We start from the raw sequence: 18,713 nt of genomic DNA, 5'->3' as shown, positions 1-18,713 counted from the left end.
CAACTCATGTGGGAGCGGGCTTGCTCGCGAAAGCGGTGTGTCAGTCAGCAGATATTTGACTGACCCACCCCTTTCGCGAGCAAGCCCGCTCCCACAGGGGACTTTCAGCGTTCTTGAGGTCAGTGCTCCAGCGCATACCGCCGGCAATGATTCAAATACCCTTCCTCATGGCTCCCCACCAACTGCACCACACTGGTCCACAGCCACGAAGGCGCATCCAGTTGGCTGGAGCGATTCTCTTGCAACAGCGCCATCCAGTCCTTGCGCGTATCCCGGTCCATCTGCCGCGCATGGGCCACGCCGACCACCCGTGCCAGGTACCCGGCCGCGTGCATCGCATCAATCTCGCTCAGCTCATCCAGCTCCAGCTTCATGTCCTGGGGCAGCAGTTCGCGGATGAAAAACCCGTGATCCAGAAACCGCGTGGCCAACATCCGCTCCCCCAACGCCGGTGACAGGTGCCGCGCGCCCTCCACCACCCGCCGGCCGTTATCCCGAGGCATTTTTGCCCGGGCCGCACGCGGCGCCGCAGCGCCTACCGCTTCTTTGATGTCGAGCAGGCAGTATTCCTGATCAGACTTGTCCCCTACTCCCAGCAGCACCGCATAACGCAGCAATCCAAGGGAGCTGCAACCCTTGACCCAATAGGCCGAGTCCAGCAACTCAACCTCAGCATCGTTGGAGCGGCCTTTGAGCGAAGTCACCAGCCGGTGGATTTCATCCGACGCGCACAACGTTTCAAGGGCGGACTTTTCTGCCCGCGACAACGACCAGAAATGCTTGCCCAATGGAATCGTCGGCCGGGTGTTTTCAATACGTTCGCGAGCCAGATTCTTCCAGGTGCGCTCCACCGCACTGCGCATCCCGGCCTTGACCTGGGACGGGCGCGGTGGTGCCTCGTCGGGCTTGTCTTTAAACGCCTGCGCGTAGCCCACCATCATCTCTTCAAGCATGCGGGCGGTGGTCACCCCCGGCAGGTCCGAACCCCGCGCAGCGGTGGCCAGGGACAAGGCCAGGCGCACCAGGTCATGGGCCGGATTGCCGATCACCGCCTGGTCAAGGTCACGGATATGCATGTCGATCCGGCCCTTGGTATCGCCCGTGGGCCCAAGGTTACCGGCGTGGCAGTCGCCGCAGATCCAGATCGCCGGCCCGTGGGGCAAGCGCCGGCCGCGCTGGCTGTGCAGCCACTCGTAAAACTGAACCGTACTGCCCCGCACATAGGCGTGGGCGGAGCGCGCCATCTTCAGGTTGCGCAGTTGCGTGAGGTGGGGCATTCGCGAAGAGGGACGCGGAATTTTCATAGAAGTACTCGTCGTGGAGATACGGTAGAGGCTGGCCCGCGACAAATGTTTCATTTTGTTTCAGAGGATTCTATTAATAAGCCACGCCAATCAATCCCACTGCAATCGGTCTTTCTATTCCTCCCGTCCCCGGGACTAGCATCGGGTCAACTCGATGCAGCGAGTCACAACCCTAACTGCACACATCCCCAAACACTGCCGCCCTAACAAAAGAGATAACGCAGATGAATGAAGTGATGAACACCGCACCCGCCAAGATCAACCTGGTCAAGGCCCGAGGCTCGCTGGTATGGGACGACCAGGGCAAGGAATACATCGACTGTACCGCCCAGGCCTGGTCGAACAATTTGGGGGCCAATGACCCCCGGGTGGTGGAAGCCGCCGTCGCGCAATTGCGCGAAATGACTCACATCCGCCCCAACTTTGGCTCACCGGCCCACACCCGGCTGGTGAAGAAGCTGCGGGAAGTCTCCCCGGGCGCCCTCAACCAGATGGGCTTTGCCCTGCATGGCAGCCTCGCCGGTGAAATGGCGATGAAACTGGCTTTCAAGAACCGCCCTGGCGCACAGAACCTGCTGGTGCTGCAGGACGGCTACCACGGCCGCTCCCTGGCCACCCTCGGCGCCAGTTGGCCGCACCCGAACAATCCGTTCCTGGCGATCCAGCCACGTTTCACCCGCGTCCCCCACCCCAACCCGTACCGCACGCGCCTGGGCATGGACCCGGAAACCGAGTCGCAGCTGTGCCTTGGCCTGCTGGAAGAAACCATCCTCAAGGGCGTCGACGGTGGCGTGGCAGCAGTGATGATGGAACCGATCCAGGGCAATGGCGGGCATATCGAGTTCCCCCGCTCCTACTACAAAGGCGTGCGCGAGATCTGCGACCGCCTCGGCGTGCTGCTGATTTTTGATGAAGTGCAGACCGGTTTCGGGCGCATGGGCACGATGTTCGCTGCGGACTATTACGACGTGCTGCCCGACATCATCGTGTTCGGCAAAGGCGTCGGCGGCGGCTTCCCGCTGGCCGGGATCCTCGCCGATGACAAGCTCAAGTGGTTCGACGAAGGTGAAGAAGCCCTGACCTTCGGCCACTTCCCGGTCTCGCTGGCCGCCGGCTACGCCACGGTGGAAGCGATCGTCGCCGACAACCTCTGCGAAAAGGCCCGCGACTCCGGCGACTACATCACCGCCCGCCTCAAGGACATGCAAACCCGCCACCCGCTGATCGGCGACGTGCGCTGCCCCGGGCTGATGGCGTCCATCGAGCTGGTCAAGGACCGCACCACCAAGGAACCGGCCTGCCGGGAATCCCAGGAGGTGTATCGCCTTGGGGTGGAGCGCGGCGTATTGTTTGGCGAAAGCCGCTACGCCGGGCTGGGTAACCTGATCAAGGTCAAGCCTCCTCTGGATATCGAACGCCCGTTGCTGGCCAAGGCCCTCGATGTGCTGGACGAGGTGATCGGCATCATCGAGGAGCAACGGCCATGAGCACATTCGTTGAAAACACCGTGACCGCCCCGCCGAATGCCCAGGCCCCGCTGTCCAGCGACGACGCCGATCTGGCCAGCCTTGGCTACGAGCAAAAGATGCACCGCACCATGAGTTCGTTCACCTCGTTTGCCCTGGCCTTTTCCATGGTCTCGATCAACACCGGGGTGGTCACGCTGTTCGCCGACCCGTTCAACCGCGTCGGCGGTATCGGCATCCTTTTGTGGCTGCTGGTGATCCCGCTGGTGTGCTGCATCGTCATGGTCTACTGCCACCTGGCCGGGCGCATTCCGCTTACCGGCTACGCCTACCAATGGTCCAGCCGGTTGGCGGGCAATCACTTCGGCTGGTTTACCGGCTGGGTCGCGTTCACCTCGTTTGTCGCCGGTACAGCCGCCACCTCGGCGGCCATCGGCACGGTGTTCGCGCCGGAGATCTGGGCCAACCCGACACAGGGCCAGATCCAGGGCCTGAGCATCGGTGCCACGCTGGTGGTAGGCCTGCTGAACATCTGCGGGATTCGCCTGGCCACGCGGATCAACGACATCGGCGCGATCATCGAAATCATCGGCACGGTGCTGCTGGCGGTTGCGTTGTTCTTCGGGGTGTTTTTCTTCTTCGAGCACACCCAGGGCGTGGCGATCCTGACCTCCGCACAACCGGTGAGCGGCGGCACCCTCAGCTTCACCACCCTCGCCCTCGCCACCTTGCTGCCGGTCTCGGTGCTGCTGGGTTGGGAAGGCGCCGCCGACCTGTCCGAAGAAACCAAGGACCCACGCCGCGCCGCGCCCCGGGCGATGCTGCGAGCGGTGCTGGTGTCCAGCGTGCTGGGCTTCGTGGTGTTCGCCTTGCTGAGCATTGCGATCCCGGGGTCGGTCAGCGAGCTGCTCAGCCACAGCGAAAACCCGGTGATCAATATCGTGCGCCTGCAACTGGGCAACGCCGCCGGCGTGGGCATGATCGTGATCGCCTTCGCCTCGATCCTCGCCTGCCTCATCGCCAACATGGCGGTGGCCACGCGCATGACCTTCGCCCTGTCCCGGGACAACATGCTGCCGGGCTCCAAGGTGCTGGCGAAGATCAACCCGCACTTCGGTACGCCGGTCGCCGCCATCGTGCTGATCACCGCCATTGCCGTGCTGCTGAACCTGGCGAGCGGCGGGTTTGTCACGGCGATCTACTCGATGGTCGGCCTGACCTACTACTGCACCTACCTGCTGACGCTGATTGCCGCGTACCTGGCCTATAAAAACGGCCGGATGCCGGGGGCGCCTGCGGGTGTGTTCAGCCTGGGCAAGTGGTTGTTGCCGATGATCGTCCTCGGCGGCCTGTGGGCCATCGCGGTGATCCTGACCCTGAGCGTGCCCGAAGAAAGCCACACCGGCGCCATCACCACCGGGGTTACACTCGGGGTCGGCGTGCTGTGGTGGTTGTTTTCGCTGCGCACGCGCCTTAACAATGGCACCGCCGGGCCGAGCGGCAAATTGCTCGACCACTAGCCGCTGATTGCAGCCAAACAACAAAACCCCGGGCGCCGGGGTTTTGTCTTGTCACCTTCAAGGAGCTTCCCGATGTTTGAACAGGCCAGCTGGCTCAATCAACCCCAGCAATGGAGCCGAGAAGGCCAGCGCCTCAAGGTGCGCACCGATGCCAGCACCGATTTCTGGCGCGAAACCCACTATGGTTTTGTGCGCGACAACGGGCATTTCCTGTTCGTCGAAACCGACGGTGACTTCACCGCCCAGGTCAAGATCCACAGCGCGTTTACCCACCTGTATGACCAGGCCGGGTTGATGGTGCGGGTGGATGAAGCCCATTGGGTGAAGATCGGTGCAGAGCTGTCCGACGGTGTGACGCTGTTGAGCAGCGTATTGACCGATGGTGTGTCGGACTGGGCCACCGGTGTGTTCCCGGGTGATCCCGAGGCGTTCTGGATTCGCGCCACCGTGGCCAAGGGCGTGCTGCGCGTGCAGGTGTCGGTGGATGGCGTGAGCTGGCCATTGGTGCGCCTGGCGCCGTTCCCCGTGGCTGCGTCGTATCGGGTGGGACCTTATTGCTGCACGCCGGAACGTGGCGGGCTGGAGGTGGAGTTTTCCGAGCTTCAGGTAAGTGCGCCCAACGGCAAATCCCTGCACGACCTGTCCTGACTAACCCCGGCTGCTCGCCACTTCCATCGCCAACTCGGCAAAGTTGCGCGCCGCCACACTCGGTTGTGGCGGCAAGGCGACCGCCACTTCACACATCGGCATATCGCTGATCACCGGGAAGGCCAGGCCGGGCCGTGCATAAAAACGTGCGGTGGACAGCGCGGTGATACTGATCCCGCGCTCCGACGCCACCGCCTGCAACTCGGTCTCCACCGTCGAAGCTTCATGGACGATCCGCGCCGGCTGGCCATCGCGGTACGCGTCGGCGGTCCAGAAACTGCGCCACACGCCCACTCCCGGTGCAGCAATGATCGGTTCATCCAGCACGTCGTAGATGCTCACGCTGCTCTCCCCGGCCAACCGGTGGCTGGACGCCAGGCACGCCACGCAGGGTTCGGTCACCAGAGTGTGCAACTCGATGTCCGGCAGGCCCAGTGGCGGGCGCAGCACCGATACGTCCATGCCCTCGTCGATCCCGGCATGGGGCGAGCCGAAGTCATACTCGCGCACCACCAGTTCGATCTCCGGGTAGCGCCTGGCGAACACGCTGAGGATTTGCGGCATCAAGTCCACACCCGCGCCGATCAGGAAGCCGATATTCAATGAGCCGCGTACGCCGCGTGCATGTTCGTGGGCGGTGCGTACCAGGCGGCTTACGCCATTGACGATTTCCCGCGCCTCTACCAGCAAGGCCAGGCCGGCTTCGGTCAGTGCTACGTTGCGGGTGTTGCGTTGGAACAGTTGTACGTCCAGCAGCGCCTCAAACTGGCGGATGGTCTGGGACAGCGCCGGTTGCGAGACATGCAGGCGGGTCGCGGCGCGCACGAAGCTGAGCTCCTCGGCCACCACCACGAAGGCCTTGAGTTGACGGATGTCTACGCCGGAAGTTTGCATTGCAGCCTCTTATGATCAGTGGCAGACCGAGTGGGAGAATAACCTGTGGCGAGGGAGCTTGCTCCCGCTGGGTTGCACAGCGCCCCTGAAACCATCCGCCGCGTTCTTGCTGAACTAACACCGTCGCTTCTTTGGGGCCGCTACGCAGCCCAGCGGGAGCAAGCTCCCTCGCCACAGCGTCGACCCAACCTCAGTGCATGACCACTTCACGCAACCACGTCTTGAACGCCAGCATCGCCGGCGTCTCGGCCCGTGACTGCAAGCGCGTCAGCCAATAACTGCCGGTGGTGATGCCGATCTCGAACGGCTGGCGAATCACGTCCGTCGCCAACTGCCGGCTGAACATCATCGCCGGCGCCAGGGCCACCCCCGCCCCTTGCAGCGCCGCCTCCATCATCGCCAGAGACGAGTCGAAAACGATACTGCGCGGCACCAGCGTGTCGGCTGGCAATCCCGCGGCCTGGAACCATTGCGTCCACTCATCCGCGCGATATGAGCGCAGCAGCGTGTGCTTCAACAGGTCCGCCGGAGTCTGCAATTGCCGAGCAAGTTGCGGCACGCACAGCACCGTCAGCGGCGCCTCCAGCAACTGGCACGCCTCGGTGCCGTGCCACGCGCCGGCACCAAACCGGATTGCGTAATCCAGGCCTTCGGCCGCCACGTCGACGCGGTTGTTGTTGGTGGACAGGCGCAAGTCGATAAACGGGTAGCGCGCCTGGAAATCCGCAAGCCGCGGCAACAGCCAGCCCACCGCAAAGGTGCCCACCGCGCCTACCGTCAATACTTCGCGGTAATGCCCACCTTCAAACTGGCCTAAGGTTTGAGCTATCCGGTCGAAGGATTCGCGCAACACCGGCAGCAGGGTCTCGCCCTCGCTGGTGAGCATCAGGCCCCGGGGCAGGCGTTTGAACAGCGTGACATTGAGCTGCGCCTCCAGGCTTTTCACCTGGTGACTGACCGCCGCCTGGGTGACGCACAATTCAATCGCCGCCCGGGTAAAACTCAAATGCCGCGCAGACGCCTCGAAGGCTCGCAGCGCGTTGAGTGGCAAATGGGAACGGAGCATGGCTTGACCCTAATTTTTCTAATGGCTGTTGCGAGATATCATCGTTTGCTGCGGGATCACAAACTGCCTAGATTTGCGGCGCCTGCGCAGGCAACGGTATTCACCCGATCACCTTCATGGAAGTCACGTCATCATGTACACATCCCTTTTTCCAACCGTGCGCAACACCGCGATATTCGCCTTATTGCTCGGCGCAGGCAACTGCATGGCGGCTACCGACATGCGTCAGGTCGTGGACAGTACTGTCCAGCCCCTGATGCAGCAACAGGACATCGCCGGCCTGTCGGTGGCAATCGTACAGAACGGCAAGGCGCAATACTTTAACTACGGCGTTGCCAGCAAGGAGAGCAAGCAGCCCGTCACCGAAAACACCCTGTTTGAAATCGGCTCGGTGAGCAAGACCTTCACCGCCACCCTCGCCGGCTATGCCCTGGCCAACGGCAAGCTGAAGCTGTCGGACCCGGCCAGCCAATACCTGCCGGCATTGCGCGGCGACACGTTTGACCACATCAGCCTGCTCAACCTCGGCACCTACACCGCAGGTGGCTTGCCCCTGCAATTCCCCGATGAGTCCGATAACGCCGGCAAGATGATCAGCTACTACCAGCAATGGAAACCGGACTTCGCTCCCGGCACCCAACGCCTGTATTCCAACCCGAGCATCGGCTTGTTCGGCCACCTGGCAGCGCAAAGCCTGGGCCAGCCGTTTGACCGGTTGATGGCGCAGACCCTGCTGCCGAAACTCGGCCTCAAGCACACCTTTATCAGCGTACCCAAGTCACAAATGAACCTGTACGCCCAGGGTTACGACAAGTCCGGCAAACCGGTGCGCGTCGGGCCTGGCGCCCTGGACGCCGAGGCCTACGGCATCAAGACCAGCACCTCGGACCTGATTCAGTACGTTGAAGTGAACATGCACCCGGCGAAGCTGGAGAAGCCGCTGCAACAGGCGATTGCCGCAACTCACACCGGCTACTACACGGTGGATGGCATGACCCAGGGCCTCGGCTGGGAGATGTACCCCTACCCAATCACGCTGGATGCATTGACGGAAGGCAACTCGGCGCAAATGGCCTTTCAGCCCCACAAGGTCAACTGGCTGACACCACCGCAAGCGCCCCATGCCGACACGCTGGTGAACAAGACTGGCGCCACCGGTGGTTTTGGCGCCTATGTGGCGTACGTGCCGAGCAAAGGCCTGGGGGTGGTGATCCTGGCGAACAAGAACTACCCGAATGCCGAACGGGTGAAAGTGGCCCATGCGATCTTGAGTGCGATGGATAAATAAATCCCTGCACACCTCAAATGTGGGAGCGGGCTTGCCCGCGATGGCGGTGTATCAGTCGGCATATGTGCTGGCTGACACGCCCTCATCGCGGGCAAGCCCGCTCCCACATTGTTTTGTGGCGTGATTCAAGTTGGATTTACATCCCCAGCCAGTGCGGCAAGGCCAGCGATATGAACGGCAGGTAAGTCACCATGATCAGGAACACCAGCAGGATCATCAGCCACGGCAACGCCGCGCGGATGGTCTGCCCCAGGGTCAGCCCGGTCACCGCCGAGGTCACAAACAGGTTCAACCCCACCGGCGGATGCACCAGGCCAATCTCCATATTGACCACCATCACAATCCCCAGGTGTATCGGGTCGATCCCCAGCTTCATCGCAATCGGGAAAAAGATCGGCGCCAGGATCAGCACGATCGCCGACGGCTCCATAAAGCTGCCCGCCACCAGCAACACCACGTTGACCATGATCAGGAAACCAATCGGCGTCAGGCCCTCGGAGATCACCCACGCGGTGATTTCCTGGGGAATCTGCTCCGTAGTCAGCACGTGGGCGAAGAGCATGGCGTTGGCGATGATAAACATCAGCATGATCGCCAGGCGCCCGGACTCCAGCAGCACCTTGGGGCAATCCCTGATCTTCATGTCCTTGTAGATGAACAGCGCGACAAACGCCGAGTACACCGCCGCCACCGCCGCCGCTTCGGTCGGGGTGAACATGCCGCTGTAGATCCCGCCCAGGATGATCACCAGCAGCAACAGGCCCCAGAATGCCCGGCGGGCGCAGGTCAGCCACTCGCGGAAGGTCGCCCGTGGCTGGGCCGGCAGTTTCTTGATGCGCGCGACGATGTAGATCGCGACCATCAGCATCAAGCCCAGCAGCAGGCCCGGAATCACCCCGGCCATGAACAGCTTGCCCACCGAGGTTTCCGTGGCGGCCGAGTAAACCACCATCACGATCGACGGCGGAATCAGGATGCCCAGGGTACCGGCGTTGCAGATGATCCCGGCGCCGAATTCCTTCGGGTAGCCCGAGCGCACCATGCCCGCCACGGCAATCGAACCCACCGCCGCCACTGTCGCGGGCGAGGAGCCCGACAGTGCGGCAAACAGCATGCATGCCAGCACCGCCGCAATCGCCAGCCCGCCGCGGATATGCCCGACGCAGGCGTTGGCAAAGTCGATCAGCCGCTGCGCCACGCCACCGGTGGTCATGAACGCACCCGACAACAGGAAGAACGGAATCGCCAGGAAGGTATAGGCGTCCGAGGTTTCAAACAGCTTGATTGCCAGGGAACTCACCGAGTCCGGGCTGAACATCAGGATCGACACCGCGCCCGACAACCCCAGGGAAATCGCGATGGGCACACCGAGGAACATGAACACGAACAGCAGCAAAAACAGACACAGAACGGCCATCAGTGACGCTCCTCATGGCTGCCGGCCAACTTGCTGGCTTCACCGGCTTCGTCGGCCAGGCCCAGCCCGGTTTGGCGGTGGGTGAAGATGCGGTAGAAAATTTCCAGGTAGCGGATGAACACCAGGGCAAAGCCGATGGGCACGATCACCACGATGTCGTCGACGTCGATGCCGAACTTGTCGAGGTCTTCGGCGCCGATGTGCGCGGTGGTGACCGCACTCAGCCATTTGTAGCTGGCAACCATGAACAACCCGGCGTAGGCCAGGCAGCACAGGCAAGCCAGCATGCCCAGCAGGCGCTGCACCCGGCGCGGCGTCAGCTTGACCAGCGCGTCCACGCCCAAGTGGCCGGCGGTGCGCACGCCGTAGGAGATGCCAAAGAAAATCAGCCAGCCGAACATGGCCTTGGTCAGCGCCACGCTCCAGGTCATGTCCTGGGCCCAGCCCATGGTGTGGTCACCCAGGGCGTTGAAGAAACCGCTGCTCCACGCCCACTTGTCGGCAAGGGCAAAGAACAGGGTGTAGATGTTGTTGAGCATGACGTAGACAAAAGTCACCAGGGTCATGGCGGCCAGCAGGATGGCGATAAAGCCTTCCTCCAGGTGCTCCCAGACGCGCCTTAGCGTTTGCATGGCAAAACCTCGCGAAGCGGAGATAGGTGTGTGCAAGGCTTGGAGGCGGGAACCGGATCAACATGTGGGAGCGGGCTTGCTCGCGAATGCAGTCTTTCAGTTGATGCATTCGGTGACTGATACACCGCATTCGCGAGCAAGCCCGCTCCCACATTTGATCTCGGTGCTCTCCAAATTACTGGTTCGACGCGTCGGCCGCCTTGATCAGGTCAGCGCCGATTTCACCTTCGAACTTCTGCCACACCGGGCGCATGGCTTCGCGCCAGAGCTGGCGTTGCTCCGGCGTCAGTTCGATGATTTCGCTGGTCTTGGCGTCGATGATCTTCTGCTTGGCCGACTGGTTCAGCGCCTCGGCCTGCTTGTTCACCTCGACGGTGACTTCAACCATGACCTGGTCCAGAGTGGTGCGCACATCCGGCGGCAGGCCGTTCCAGAACTTGGCGTTGGTGATCACCATGTAGTCGATCAGGCCATGGTTGGATTCGGTGAAGTACTTCTGCACTTCGTTGACCTTCTGGCTTTCATAGTTCGACCAGGTGTTCTCGGTGCCGTTGACGGTGCCGGTCTGCAAGCCTTGGTACACCTCGGCAAAACTCATCTTGCGCGGGTTGGCGCGGATCGCCTTGAACTGCTCTTCCAGGACGCTGGAGGCCTGCACGCGGAATTTCAGGCCACGGGCATCCTTGGGCTCACGCAATGCCTTGTTCGCCGACAGTTGCTTGAGGCCGTTGTGCCAATAGGCCAGGCCGAGGATGTTCTTGTCTTGCATCGAGGTCAGCAACGCCTTGCCCTGGGCCGCCTGGAAACGGTCGACCGCCGCCAGGTCGTTGAACAGGAACGGCAGGTCGTAGATCTGTACTTGCTTGGTGTACTGCTCAAACTTGGCCAGGGACGGCGCCAGCATCTGCACGTCGCCCAGCAGCAGCGCTTCCATTTCCTTGCCGTCGCCGAACAGCGAGGAGTTGGGGTACACCTCGACTTTCACCCGGCCGGGCAGGCGTTCTTCAGCGAGCTTCTTGAACAGCAAGGCGCCCTGGCCTTTGGGGGTGTTTTCCGCGACGACGTGGGCGAACTTGATCACGATGGGGTCGGCCGCCTGGGCCAGGCCCGCGGCAAACAAGGTGGCGGCGCAGAACAGCGCCCGAGAAAGCTTGAGCATGGAAAATCACCTTCTTATTGTTGTGTTATAGGGCAAGGTGCCTGATGTCACGCGTATAGAGAATTTCGAATTTTAGATACCTGCGTTCGGCGTGGACGAACGCCTATTTTGCAAACAACAGAGATCCAATGTGGGAGCTGGCTTGCTCGCGAAAGCGGTGTGCCAGTCACCGGATGCACTGGCTGACCCACCGCTTTCGCGAGCAAGCCCGCTCCCACATTTCTACGGTTGCGCGGCTAATAATCGTTGGGCCCGCAACAACACCGGTGCATCCACCATCTGCCCGTCCAGCTGATACGCCCCGGCCCCATGGGCACCAGCGTCCACCACCCGTTTGGCCCAGGCCAGATCCTCGGCACTGGGGGCCAACGCCTGGTGAATCACCGCCACCTGCTTGGGATGGATACACAACGCGCCGGCAAAGCCCATTTCATAGGCATGCCGAATCGAACGGCGCAGGCCTTCGGGGTCGTCGATCGCCGGGTGCACGCCGTCCAGCGGCGCCACCAGCCCGGCGGCGCGGGAATGCACGATCAAGGCAAGGCGAGCCTGGTCCAGGGCAAATTGCGCGGCCGGGGAGCCGCTGCTCAGGTTCAAGTCCAGCGCCAGGTCCAGGCCACCAAACGACAGGCGTTCCACCAGCGGCGCATGGGCGATTTCCGCCACCGCCAGCAAACCCCGCGCACTCTCGATAATCGGCCAGATAGCCTTGCCCGTTGCAGCCACCACGGCCACCTGGGCCGCACTTTCAACCTTGGGCAGCAACACCCCCGCGACTCCGGCGTGGGCCTGACAGAACGCCACATCGGCAAAATGCTCGGGATGCTCCGGCGCGTTGATCCGCACCCACACCCGCGCCGCTGGCGTCGCCTGCAAAAACACCCCGAGGTTGTCCCGGGCCTGACGCTTGAGCGGCTCTTCCACCGCGTCTTCAAAATCCACAATCACCGCATCGGCGCCACTGGCCAGGGCCTTGGCAAAACGTTCCGGTCGGCTGCCCGGTACAAACAGCGCAGAGCGCACAAGAGAGGTTGGCATCGTTCGATTCCTTGTCAAATAACGCCGCGGATACGCAGGCCGTCGATGGCTTCAGCGGAGTAACCCAGCTGGTCGAGAATCCCCTGGCTGTGCTGCCCCAGCCCCGGCACCGCATCCATCCGCGGGGTGAACGCGGCATTGCGTGCCGGTGGCAGCAACGACGGTAATTTGCCCGCCGGGCTGTCGACTTCACGCCAACTGTCCCGGGCCTTGAGCTGCGGGTGGTCCCACACGCCTTGCATGTCGTTGACTCGTGCACTGGCGATTTGCGCGTCTTCCAGGCGCTGGATCACGCCCTCGGCGCTCATCTGCGCAAAACGGTCGACGATGATCTGGCGCAGCACGTCGCGGTTTTCCGAACGCTTGAAGTTGGCCGAGAAACGCTCGTCTGTGGCCAATTCCGGGGTAAGCAGCACCTTGTCGCAGAACGCCGCCCATTCCCGCTCATTCTGCAACCCGAGCATCACCGTGCCGCCGTCGCCGGTGGGAAACGGCCCGTAGGGGTAGATCGTCGAATGCGCCGCACCCGCGCGCGGTGGCTGGGGCGCGCCGTCGAACGCGTAATACATCGGATAGCCCATCCACTCCACCAGGCTTTCCAGCATGCTGACGTCGATGCGACTGCCCTGCCCGGTCTTGCCCCGCAGCAGCAGCGCCGAGAGGATGCCGCTGTAGGCGTACATCCCGGCCGAGATATCGGCGATGGAGCAGCCGGCCTTGGCCATCTGGTCTTCACCCGGGCCACCGGTGACCGAGAGAAAGCCGCCTTCGCTCTGGATCAGCAGGTCGTAGGCCTTTTTCTTTTCATACGGGCCACCCTCGCCATAGCCGGAGATGTCGCAGACGATCAGCCGCGGGAAACGCTCATGCAGCGCCTCGAATGACAAACCCATGCGCGCGGCCGCGCCCGGTGCGAGGTTCTGCACCAGCACATCGGCATCGGCCAGCAGGGTTTCCAGGATGTCCCCGGCATCGTCGTGCTTGAGGTCCAGGGTCAGGCTTTCCTTGGAGCGGTTGGTCCACACGAAATGCGAGGCCAGGCCGCGCACGCGCTCGTCATAGCCACGGGCAAAGTCGCCCGCCCCGGGACGTTCGATCTTGATCACCCGCGCGCCCAGGTCGGCCAACTGGCGGGTGCAGAACGGTGCGGCAATCGCGTGTTCCAGGCTGACAACGGTGATGCCGTCCAGCGGTCGTTGATTAGCGGTCATGACAGTTCCTTAAAGCCAGTGAGCCAGGGACGCGGCGTTGCGCGGGTCCCAGACTTTTTCGATCAGCCCGGTGGTTTGCGCGGGTGTGCGGGCACCGCTGAATTGAGTCAGGCGCTGGAACTTGTCGGCCAGCTCCGAGCGGTTCAGGGTGTTGCCCGGGTCGCCCTTGGGTTCGTCGATGGCGCCGTGCAGGGTGCGACCATCGGCGGTGGTCACGATCACCCGGCCCAGCCAGCGCTGCGGATAGGCACCGTCGACTTCGGCGTCGAGGGTCATGGAGACCTTGTCGCGAAACGCCGCCACGTCCCCGTCGCTCAGCGCCAGCTCGTGAAACTCGGTCAGCCCGGCCTTGCCATGCACGGCAATCAACCCCAGCACGGTGCCCATGGAAAACTTGGCCTGGTGCACGGTCTGCGGCAGCGTCACCCGGCCCAACACGTCGATGGCGCCCTGGTGAACGCGAGTTTCCACATGGGCGATCTGCTCATGGCCGAGCCCTTCGCGCTGCATCAGATCCAGCAGCGCATCCGCGGCCGGATGGGTATGCCGGCACGAGGCATGGAACTTGAACGACGTTTCCAGCAGCGCCCAGCGGCTGCCGAGGCGATCCGACAATTTGCCTGGGTCGGCGTCGGTGGACATGCCCGCCGCCATACCCTGATCGCCTTCCAGAATATTGCGCGCACCGGTCAGCCCGTCCGCCGTCAGGTAAGCCGCCAGCAAACCATCGGCAGCGGCCTTGGCAGTGTGCAGTTGCTTGGAGTCGGCGGCATCTCGCAGGAACTCCCACAGCCCGGCCGCCTGAGTGCCGGCACTGCCCAGCAGGTTGATGAATTGCTCTTGGTTGAAGTCGAGCAATTTGCCCACGGCCACCGCCGCCGCGAGGGTGCCGACGGTGGCCGTGGTGTGGAAGATCCGGTAGTGGGAGCGGCCCATGAATTCGCCGATGCGAATCCCGGCTTCGTAACCGGCCACCGAGGCCAGCAGCAGTTCGCGACCGGACTTGCCGAGGTCTTGCGCCGCCGCCAATGCAGCCGGAAACACCACGGTCGCCGGGTGCAATACCGAGCTGTTGTGCAGGTCATCCTGCTCCACCAGGTGCGACGACGCGCCATTCACCAGCGCGGCGAAATAGGCACTGCTGCTGCCGCCGTTGACGATGATCTGCGCCGGGCCATCAGCCGGGCCCATCCTGCGGGCATAACGTTCGAACAGCGGGATCGGATGCGCGCCCTTGCTGGCCAGCGCCGAGGCGAGCCAGTCGAGGAACAGGTCTTCGGTGCGGGCGAGTACGGCGTCCGGCAATTGTGCGTAATTCAACTCGGCGAGGAACCGACACAGCGCTTGGGTATGGCTCATGGTCGGGCCCTCAGAAGCTGCGTGGCAGTTCGAGCAGATGCTCGGCCACGTAGGACAGGATCAGGTTGGTGGAGATCGGCGCAACCTGATACAGGCGTGTTTCGCGGAACTTGCGCTCCACGTCGTATTCGCAGGCAAACCCGAAGCCGCCGTGGGTTTGCAGGCAGGCGTTGGCCGCCTCCCAGGAAGCCTTGGCCGCGAGGTACTTGGCCATGTTCGCGCTGGCCCCGGCATTGGCGCCGCTGTCGTATTCCTCACAGGCACGCCAGCGCATCAAGTCGGCCGCTTCGATCTCGATATGGGCTTCGGCAATCGGGAACTGCACGCCCTGGTTCTGTCCGATGGGCCGACCAAATACCACGCGGTCGCGGGCATAGGCGCTGGCTTTCTCGATAAACCAGCGGCCATCGCCGATGCACTCGGCGGCAATTAGGGTGCGTTCGGCGTTGAGGCCGTCGAGGATGTAGCGAAAGCCCTTGCCCTCCTCGCCAATCAGGCTGTCCAGCGGCAACTCCAGGTTGTCGAAGAACAGTTCGTTGGTCTCGTGGTTGACCATGTTGGCGATGGGCTGCACGGTCAGGCCGTTGCCGATGGCTTCCCGCAAGTCCACCAGGAAGATCGACATGCCTTCGGATTTTTTCTTCACCTCGGCCAACGGCGTGGTGCGGGCCAGCAGGATCATCAGGTCGGAATGCTGCACCCGCGAGATCCAGACTTTCTGGCCATTGATCACGTACTTGTCGCCGCGCTTGACTGCGGTGGTCTTGATTTTGGTGGTGTCGGTGCCGGTGGTGGGCTCGGTCACGGCCATCGACTGCAGGCGCAATTCGCCGCTGGCGAGCTTGGGCAGGTAGAAGCTTTTCTGTGCTTCGCTGCCGTGACGCAGCAAGGTGAACATGTTGTACATCTGGCCGTGGACGGTGCCGGAGTTGCCGCCGCAGCGGTTCACTTCTTCCAGAATCACCGAGGCTTCCGCCAGCCCCAGGCCGGAGCCGCCGTAGGCTTCCGGGATCATTGCCGACAGCCAGCCGGCGTCGGTCAAGGCTTTGACGAAGGCTTCCGGGAAGCCCTTTTCTTCATCGACCTTGCGCCAGTAGGCGGCGTCGAATTCGGCGCAGAGTGCGCGCACGCCTTCGCGGATGGCATTCAGTTCTTCGTTGTCATTCGGGTTCATTAACGGCTCTCCGCCTGTTGTTCTTGGAGGTTTATTCGAAATGCAGTTCGGCGCGCTGGGCCAGGCCGTCGGCGTTGCCCGCCCACAGTTCCGCGACGCCCGGCGCGGTGATGTGCCCGCCCACTTCAAAGGCTTGCGGGGCAATCAACGGACGCACGCCGCGATACGAGAAACGGCGCAACGTGGCCGCGGGGTTGGCGCGGCAAAATGCGCGCAGGCTCAAGGTGGCGATCAGCGGCCCGTGCACCACCAGCCCCGAATAACCTTCGGTGCCGGTGACATAGGGGTAGTCGTAGTGAATGCGGTGGCCGTTGAAGGTCACGGCGCTGTAGCGGAACAACAGGGTTGGCGTCGGGTCGACCGCTTCACGCCAGGCGCCTTCGGGGAGCGCGTCACCACTGCCCTGCTTGGGCGGTGTGGGTTCGCGGTAGACGATGTCCTGTTCTTCGCGCAGGGCCAGGCGGCCGTCCTGGGAATAGTCGTGGCGCACGGTGACGAACAACAACGAGCCGGTGCGACCGGTTTTTTCTTCCACCTGGGTGATGGTCGAAACGCGGGTGGCGGCCTCACCGGCACGCAATGCATGGAAGAACTCGATACGCCCGCCGGCCCACATGCGGTTGCGATTATCGGCCGGCGGCAGGAAGCCGCCACGGGCCGGATGACCGTCACCGCCCAGGGCGGATTCGGGCAGCGGGTCCTGGAAAAAGCACCATTGCCACAAGGGCGGAACCGGCTCGCCATCTGCCGGTGGCGCTTCGCCAAAGGTGGCGGCGATGCGTTTGAGCAGGTTGTGGCTAAAGTGGTCGTGGGCTGTTTCGCTACGGCCGATCCAGTCTGTGGCGCTCATCAGGTGCATGTCCTCGGGCAGGGAATCTGAACCGGATCATGCTGGGCCTTGGCCGTTCTGAGAATTTGCATTTCAATAAAGCAGCGTTCGGCTATGCTGAACGCCATCGCCCATAAAAAGATCTCAAGAACCCGGATGATCAATGTGGGAGCTGGCTTGCCTGCTCCCACATGGGTTCTTCGTCGCTGCCCCGGAGCCTTGCATGCACTTTGATCTGGCTGACTTACGCCTGTTTATCCATATCGCCGAATCCCCCAGCCTGACCCAGGGCGCCAAGCGCGCGTTCCTTTCGCCGGCCGCCGCCAGTGCGCGGATCAAGGCCCTGGAGGGCCAGCTCGACACCCGCCTGCTGTACCGCGACAGCCGTGGCGTGGAGATCACCCCGGCGGGCGAACGGCTGCTGCACCATGCGCGGCTGATCATGCGCCAGGTGGATTACCTGAAAAGCGAGTTCACCCAATACGGCATCGACTCGGCCGGACATATCCGCATTTTTGCCAACACCACCGCCGTGACCGAGTTTCTCCCGGAGGTGCTGGCCGGCTTCCTGTCCCAGCGACCCGGCGTGACGGTGGACCTGCAGGAGCGGCTGTCGCGGGATATCGTGCGGGGCGTGCTGGATGGCACCAGCGACATGGGGATTATTGCCGGGCCTGTGGAAGCATCGGGTTTGCAGGTGCTGCACTTCAGCACCGACCACCTGGTGCTGACGGTACCGGTGGGGCATCCGCTGGCGGGCCTGCCTTCGGTGACGCTGGAGCAAACCCTGGCTTATCAGCATATCGGCTTGCATGACGGCAGCACGTTGCTGAGTTTCCTGCGTGAGCATGTGGAGCGGCTGGGCAAGCACTTGTCGTTGCGCATTCAAATGTCGAGCTTCGAGGCGATCTGCCGGATGGTTGAGGCGGGCGTGGGGATCGGCATCATTCCCGAGTCGGCCGCCGTACGGCACAGCCGGACCATGCAACTGGTGACGGTGAAGCTGGATGAGGTTTGGGCGGTGCGCGAGCGCAGTATTCTGGTGCGGGAACTGGAGGCGTTGCCGGGGACGATTCGTGCGTTGATCGCGACCTTGATGCCCGAGATGGAACCGCCACGGTTGCCGGGCGCCTAAGCTAAGGTTGCCCTTTTGCGAAGGAGATCTGGTCATGCAGCTTGAAGGTTCCTGCCATTGCGGCGCGGTTTCGTTCAGTCTTGAGAGTGCGCATCCCTACCCTTATCAGCGGTGTTATTGCTCGATTTGTCGCAAGACCCAGGGGGGTGGCGGGTATGCGATCAACCTTGGGGGGGATGCCAGGAGCCTCAAGGTGCGGGGGCGCAAGTTGATTTCGATTTATCACGCGCGGATGAAAGGGCCGGGGGATAGCCGGGCGCATGCGAGTACGGCTGAGCGGCATTTTTGTTCGCAGTGTGGGTCGGGGTTGTGGTTGTTCAGTCCGCAGTGGCCGGAGTTGATTCATCCGTTTGCTTCGGCGATTGATACGCCGTTGCCGGTGCCGCCGGAGCATACGCATTTGATGCTGGGGTCGAAGGCGCCGTGGGTTGAGGTGAGTGTTCGCGCGGGGGACCTGGAGTTTGAGGAGTATCCAGAGGAGTCGATTGCCGAGTGGCATGGGCGGTTGGGGCTCGGCTGATGGGTGTATATCCGTTATTTAGGTAAAGGCCGCCTATGGTTCCGCTCTTACAG

17 protein-coding genes are annotated in these 18,713 nt (G+C 62.7%); 6 read left to right on the top strand and 11 right to left on the bottom strand.

All coding sequences use genetic code 11. From position 1 onward, the window contains the following. Positions 1-119 precede the first annotated feature (119 nt). Positions 120-1,304, bottom strand: a complete 1,185-nt coding sequence (locus HX811_RS21590) for a DUF2252 family protein (RefSeq protein ID WP_177047302.1) — start codon at positions 1,302-1,304, stop codon at positions 120-122. Positions 1,305-1,528: 224 nt separating this feature from the next. Here HX811_RS21590 and HX811_RS21585 point away from each other — a divergent pair, with 224 nt between their 5' ends. The 3 genes from HX811_RS21585 to HX811_RS21575 all read left to right on the top strand — a co-directional run bounded on the left by HX811_RS21585 (position 1,529) and on the right by HX811_RS21575 (position 4,938). Beyond that, positions 1,529-2,791, top strand: a complete 1,263-nt coding sequence (locus HX811_RS21585; RefSeq protein WP_087695004.1) for an aspartate aminotransferase family protein — start codon at positions 1,529-1,531, stop codon at positions 2,789-2,791. Further along, complete coding sequence (locus HX811_RS21580) at positions 2,788-4,290, top strand: APC family permease (RefSeq protein WP_177047300.1); 1,503 nt, start codon at positions 2,788-2,790, stop codon at positions 4,288-4,290. The genes HX811_RS21585 and HX811_RS21580 overlap by 4 nt, the downstream gene beginning before the upstream one ends. 72 nt (positions 4,291-4,362) lie before the next feature. Next, positions 4,363-4,938 carry a DUF1349 domain-containing protein gene (locus HX811_RS21575; RefSeq protein WP_177029131.1) on the top strand — a complete coding sequence of 192 codons (576 nt, stop codon included), beginning with the start codon at positions 4,363-4,365 and terminating at the stop codon, positions 4,936-4,938. Here HX811_RS21575 and HX811_RS21570 read toward each other — a convergent pair whose 3' ends face one another. Both HX811_RS21570 and HX811_RS21565 read right to left on the bottom strand, forming a co-directional pair. Continuing rightward, entirely contained in the window at positions 4,939-5,832 is an 894-nt protein-coding gene (locus HX811_RS21570; protein WP_087694998.1) for a LysR family transcriptional regulator, read from the bottom strand. It lies immediately after the preceding gene. Positions 5,833-6,022: 190 nt separating this feature from the next. Beyond that, positions 6,023-6,898 (bottom strand): LysR family transcriptional regulator, encoded by an 876-nt coding sequence (locus tag HX811_RS21565; RefSeq protein ID WP_177047297.1) that lies wholly within the window; start codon positions 6,896-6,898, stop codon positions 6,023-6,025. A 133-nt stretch (positions 6,899-7,031) separates the two neighbouring features. On the opposite strand from HX811_RS21565, the gene ampC reads away from it, so the two are divergent. Continuing rightward, positions 7,032-8,186, top strand: coding sequence for a class C beta-lactamase (gene ampC / locus HX811_RS21560; RefSeq protein WP_177047295.1), 1,155 nt, complete (start codon positions 7,032-7,034; stop codon positions 8,184-8,186). Between the two features lie 136 nt (positions 8,187-8,322). On the opposite strand, the gene dctM is transcribed toward ampC, so the two are convergent. The 8 genes from dctM to HX811_RS21520 form a co-directional block, all read right to left on the bottom strand. Continuing rightward, the gene (gene dctM / locus HX811_RS21555) at positions 8,323-9,603 is read right to left on the bottom strand and encodes a C4-dicarboxylate TRAP transporter large permease protein DctM (RefSeq protein ID WP_003215062.1); all 1,281 of its coding nucleotides are present in this window, start codon (positions 9,601-9,603) and stop codon (positions 8,323-8,325) included. Continuing rightward, positions 9,603-10,235 (bottom strand): TRAP transporter small permease, encoded by a 633-nt coding sequence (locus tag HX811_RS21550; RefSeq protein ID WP_003215060.1) that lies wholly within the window; start codon positions 10,233-10,235, stop codon positions 9,603-9,605. Before HX811_RS21550 ends, dctM begins: the two co-directional genes overlap by 1 nt. A gap of 175 nt (positions 10,236-10,410) precedes the next feature. Then, positions 10,411-11,394: a C4-dicarboxylate TRAP substrate-binding protein DctP gene (gene dctP, locus HX811_RS21545; RefSeq protein WP_003215057.1), complete on the bottom strand. Its 984-nt coding sequence runs from the start codon at positions 11,392-11,394 to the stop codon at positions 10,411-10,413. Between the two features lie 222 nt (positions 11,395-11,616). Continuing rightward, entirely contained in the window at positions 11,617-12,432 is an 816-nt protein-coding gene (locus tag HX811_RS21540; protein WP_003215055.1) for a CoA ester lyase, read from the bottom strand. Positions 12,433-12,446: 14 nt separating this feature from the next. Continuing rightward, the gene (locus tag HX811_RS21535; RefSeq protein ID WP_087694990.1) at positions 12,447-13,643 is read right to left on the bottom strand and encodes a CaiB/BaiF CoA-transferase family protein; all 1,197 of its coding nucleotides are present in this window, start codon (positions 13,641-13,643) and stop codon (positions 12,447-12,449) included. Between the two features lie 9 nt (positions 13,644-13,652). After that, on the bottom strand, positions 13,653-15,002 hold the full coding sequence (locus HX811_RS21530) for an MmgE/PrpD family protein (protein ID WP_177047293.1): 1,350 nt from the start codon (positions 15,000-15,002) through the stop codon (positions 13,653-13,655). Positions 15,003-15,012: 10 nt separating this feature from the next. Beyond that, a complete protein-coding gene (locus HX811_RS21525; protein WP_087694986.1) occupies positions 15,013-16,176 on the bottom strand; it encodes an acyl-CoA dehydrogenase family protein in 1,164 nt (387 codons plus the stop codon). A gap of 31 nt (positions 16,177-16,207) precedes the next feature. Further along, positions 16,208-17,026, bottom strand: a complete 819-nt coding sequence (locus HX811_RS21520; protein WP_177047291.1) for a MaoC family dehydratase N-terminal domain-containing protein — start codon at positions 17,024-17,026, stop codon at positions 16,208-16,210. Positions 17,027-17,228: 202 nt separating this feature from the next. On the opposite strand from HX811_RS21520, the gene HX811_RS21515 reads away from it, so the two are divergent. Beyond that, on the top strand, positions 17,229-18,140 hold the full coding sequence (locus HX811_RS21515) for a LysR family transcriptional regulator (RefSeq protein WP_008436234.1): 912 nt from the start codon (positions 17,229-17,231) through the stop codon (positions 18,138-18,140). Positions 18,141-18,174: 34 nt separating this feature from the next. Then, positions 18,175-18,660: a GFA family protein gene (locus HX811_RS21510; protein WP_177047289.1), complete on the top strand. Its 486-nt coding sequence runs from the start codon at positions 18,175-18,177 to the stop codon at positions 18,658-18,660. Positions 18,661-18,713: the final 53 nt, after the last annotated feature.

Origin of the sequence: Pseudomonas sp. F8002, assembly GCF_013385495.1 — a bacterium.
Lineage (GTDB): Bacteria > Pseudomonadota > Gammaproteobacteria > Pseudomonadales > Pseudomonadaceae > Aquipseudomonas.
The sequence above is the reverse complement of the archived record's forward strand: the minus strand, read 5'-3'. Positions and strand labels throughout refer to the sequence as shown.

Coding starts and splice junctions, on each gene's coding strand:
- dctP (WP_003215057.1), bottom strand. CDS start 11,394: ATGCTCAAGCTTTCTCGGGCGCTGTTCTGCGCCGCCACCTTGTTTGCC.
- HX811_RS21535 (WP_087694990.1), bottom strand. CDS start 13,643: ATGACCGCTAATCAACGACCGCTGGACGGCATCACCGTTGTCAGCCTG.
- HX811_RS21510 (WP_177047289.1), top strand. CDS start 18,175: ATGCAGCTTGAAGGTTCCTGCCATTGCGGCGCGGTTTCGTTCAGTCTT.
- HX811_RS21530 (WP_177047293.1), bottom strand. CDS start 15,002: ATGAGCCATACCCAAGCGCTGTGTCGGTTCCTCGCCGAGTTGAATTAC.
- HX811_RS21550 (WP_003215060.1), bottom strand. CDS start 10,235: ATGCAAACGCTAAGGCGCGTCTGGGAGCACCTGGAGGAAGGCTTTATC.
- HX811_RS21520 (WP_177047291.1), bottom strand. CDS start 17,026: ATGAGCGCCACAGACTGGATCGGCCGTAGCGAAACAGCCCACGACCAC.
- HX811_RS21540 (WP_003215055.1), bottom strand. CDS start 12,432: ATGCCAACCTCTCTTGTGCGCTCTGCGCTGTTTGTACCGGGCAGCCGA.
- HX811_RS21575 (WP_177029131.1), top strand. CDS start 4,363: ATGTTTGAACAGGCCAGCTGGCTCAATCAACCCCAGCAATGGAGCCGA.
- HX811_RS21590 (WP_177047302.1), bottom strand. CDS start 1,304: ATGAAAATTCCGCGTCCCTCTTCGCGAATGCCCCACCTCACGCAACTG.
- HX811_RS21515 (WP_008436234.1), top strand. CDS start 17,229: ATGCACTTTGATCTGGCTGACTTACGCCTGTTTATCCATATCGCCGAA.
- HX811_RS21570 (WP_087694998.1), bottom strand. CDS start 5,832: ATGCAAACTTCCGGCGTAGACATCCGTCAACTCAAGGCCTTCGTGGTG.
- ampC (WP_177047295.1), top strand. CDS start 7,032: ATGTACACATCCCTTTTTCCAACCGTGCGCAACACCGCGATATTCGCC.
- HX811_RS21585 (WP_087695004.1), top strand. CDS start 1,529: ATGAATGAAGTGATGAACACCGCACCCGCCAAGATCAACCTGGTCAAG.
- dctM (WP_003215062.1), bottom strand. CDS start 9,603: ATGGCCGTTCTGTGTCTGTTTTTGCTGCTGTTCGTGTTCATGTTCCTC.
- HX811_RS21525 (WP_087694986.1), bottom strand. CDS start 16,176: ATGAACCCGAATGACAACGAAGAACTGAATGCCATCCGCGAAGGCGTG.
- HX811_RS21565 (WP_177047297.1), bottom strand. CDS start 6,898: ATGCTCCGTTCCCATTTGCCACTCAACGCGCTGCGAGCCTTCGAGGCG.
- HX811_RS21580 (WP_177047300.1), top strand. CDS start 2,788: ATGAGCACATTCGTTGAAAACACCGTGACCGCCCCGCCGAATGCCCAG.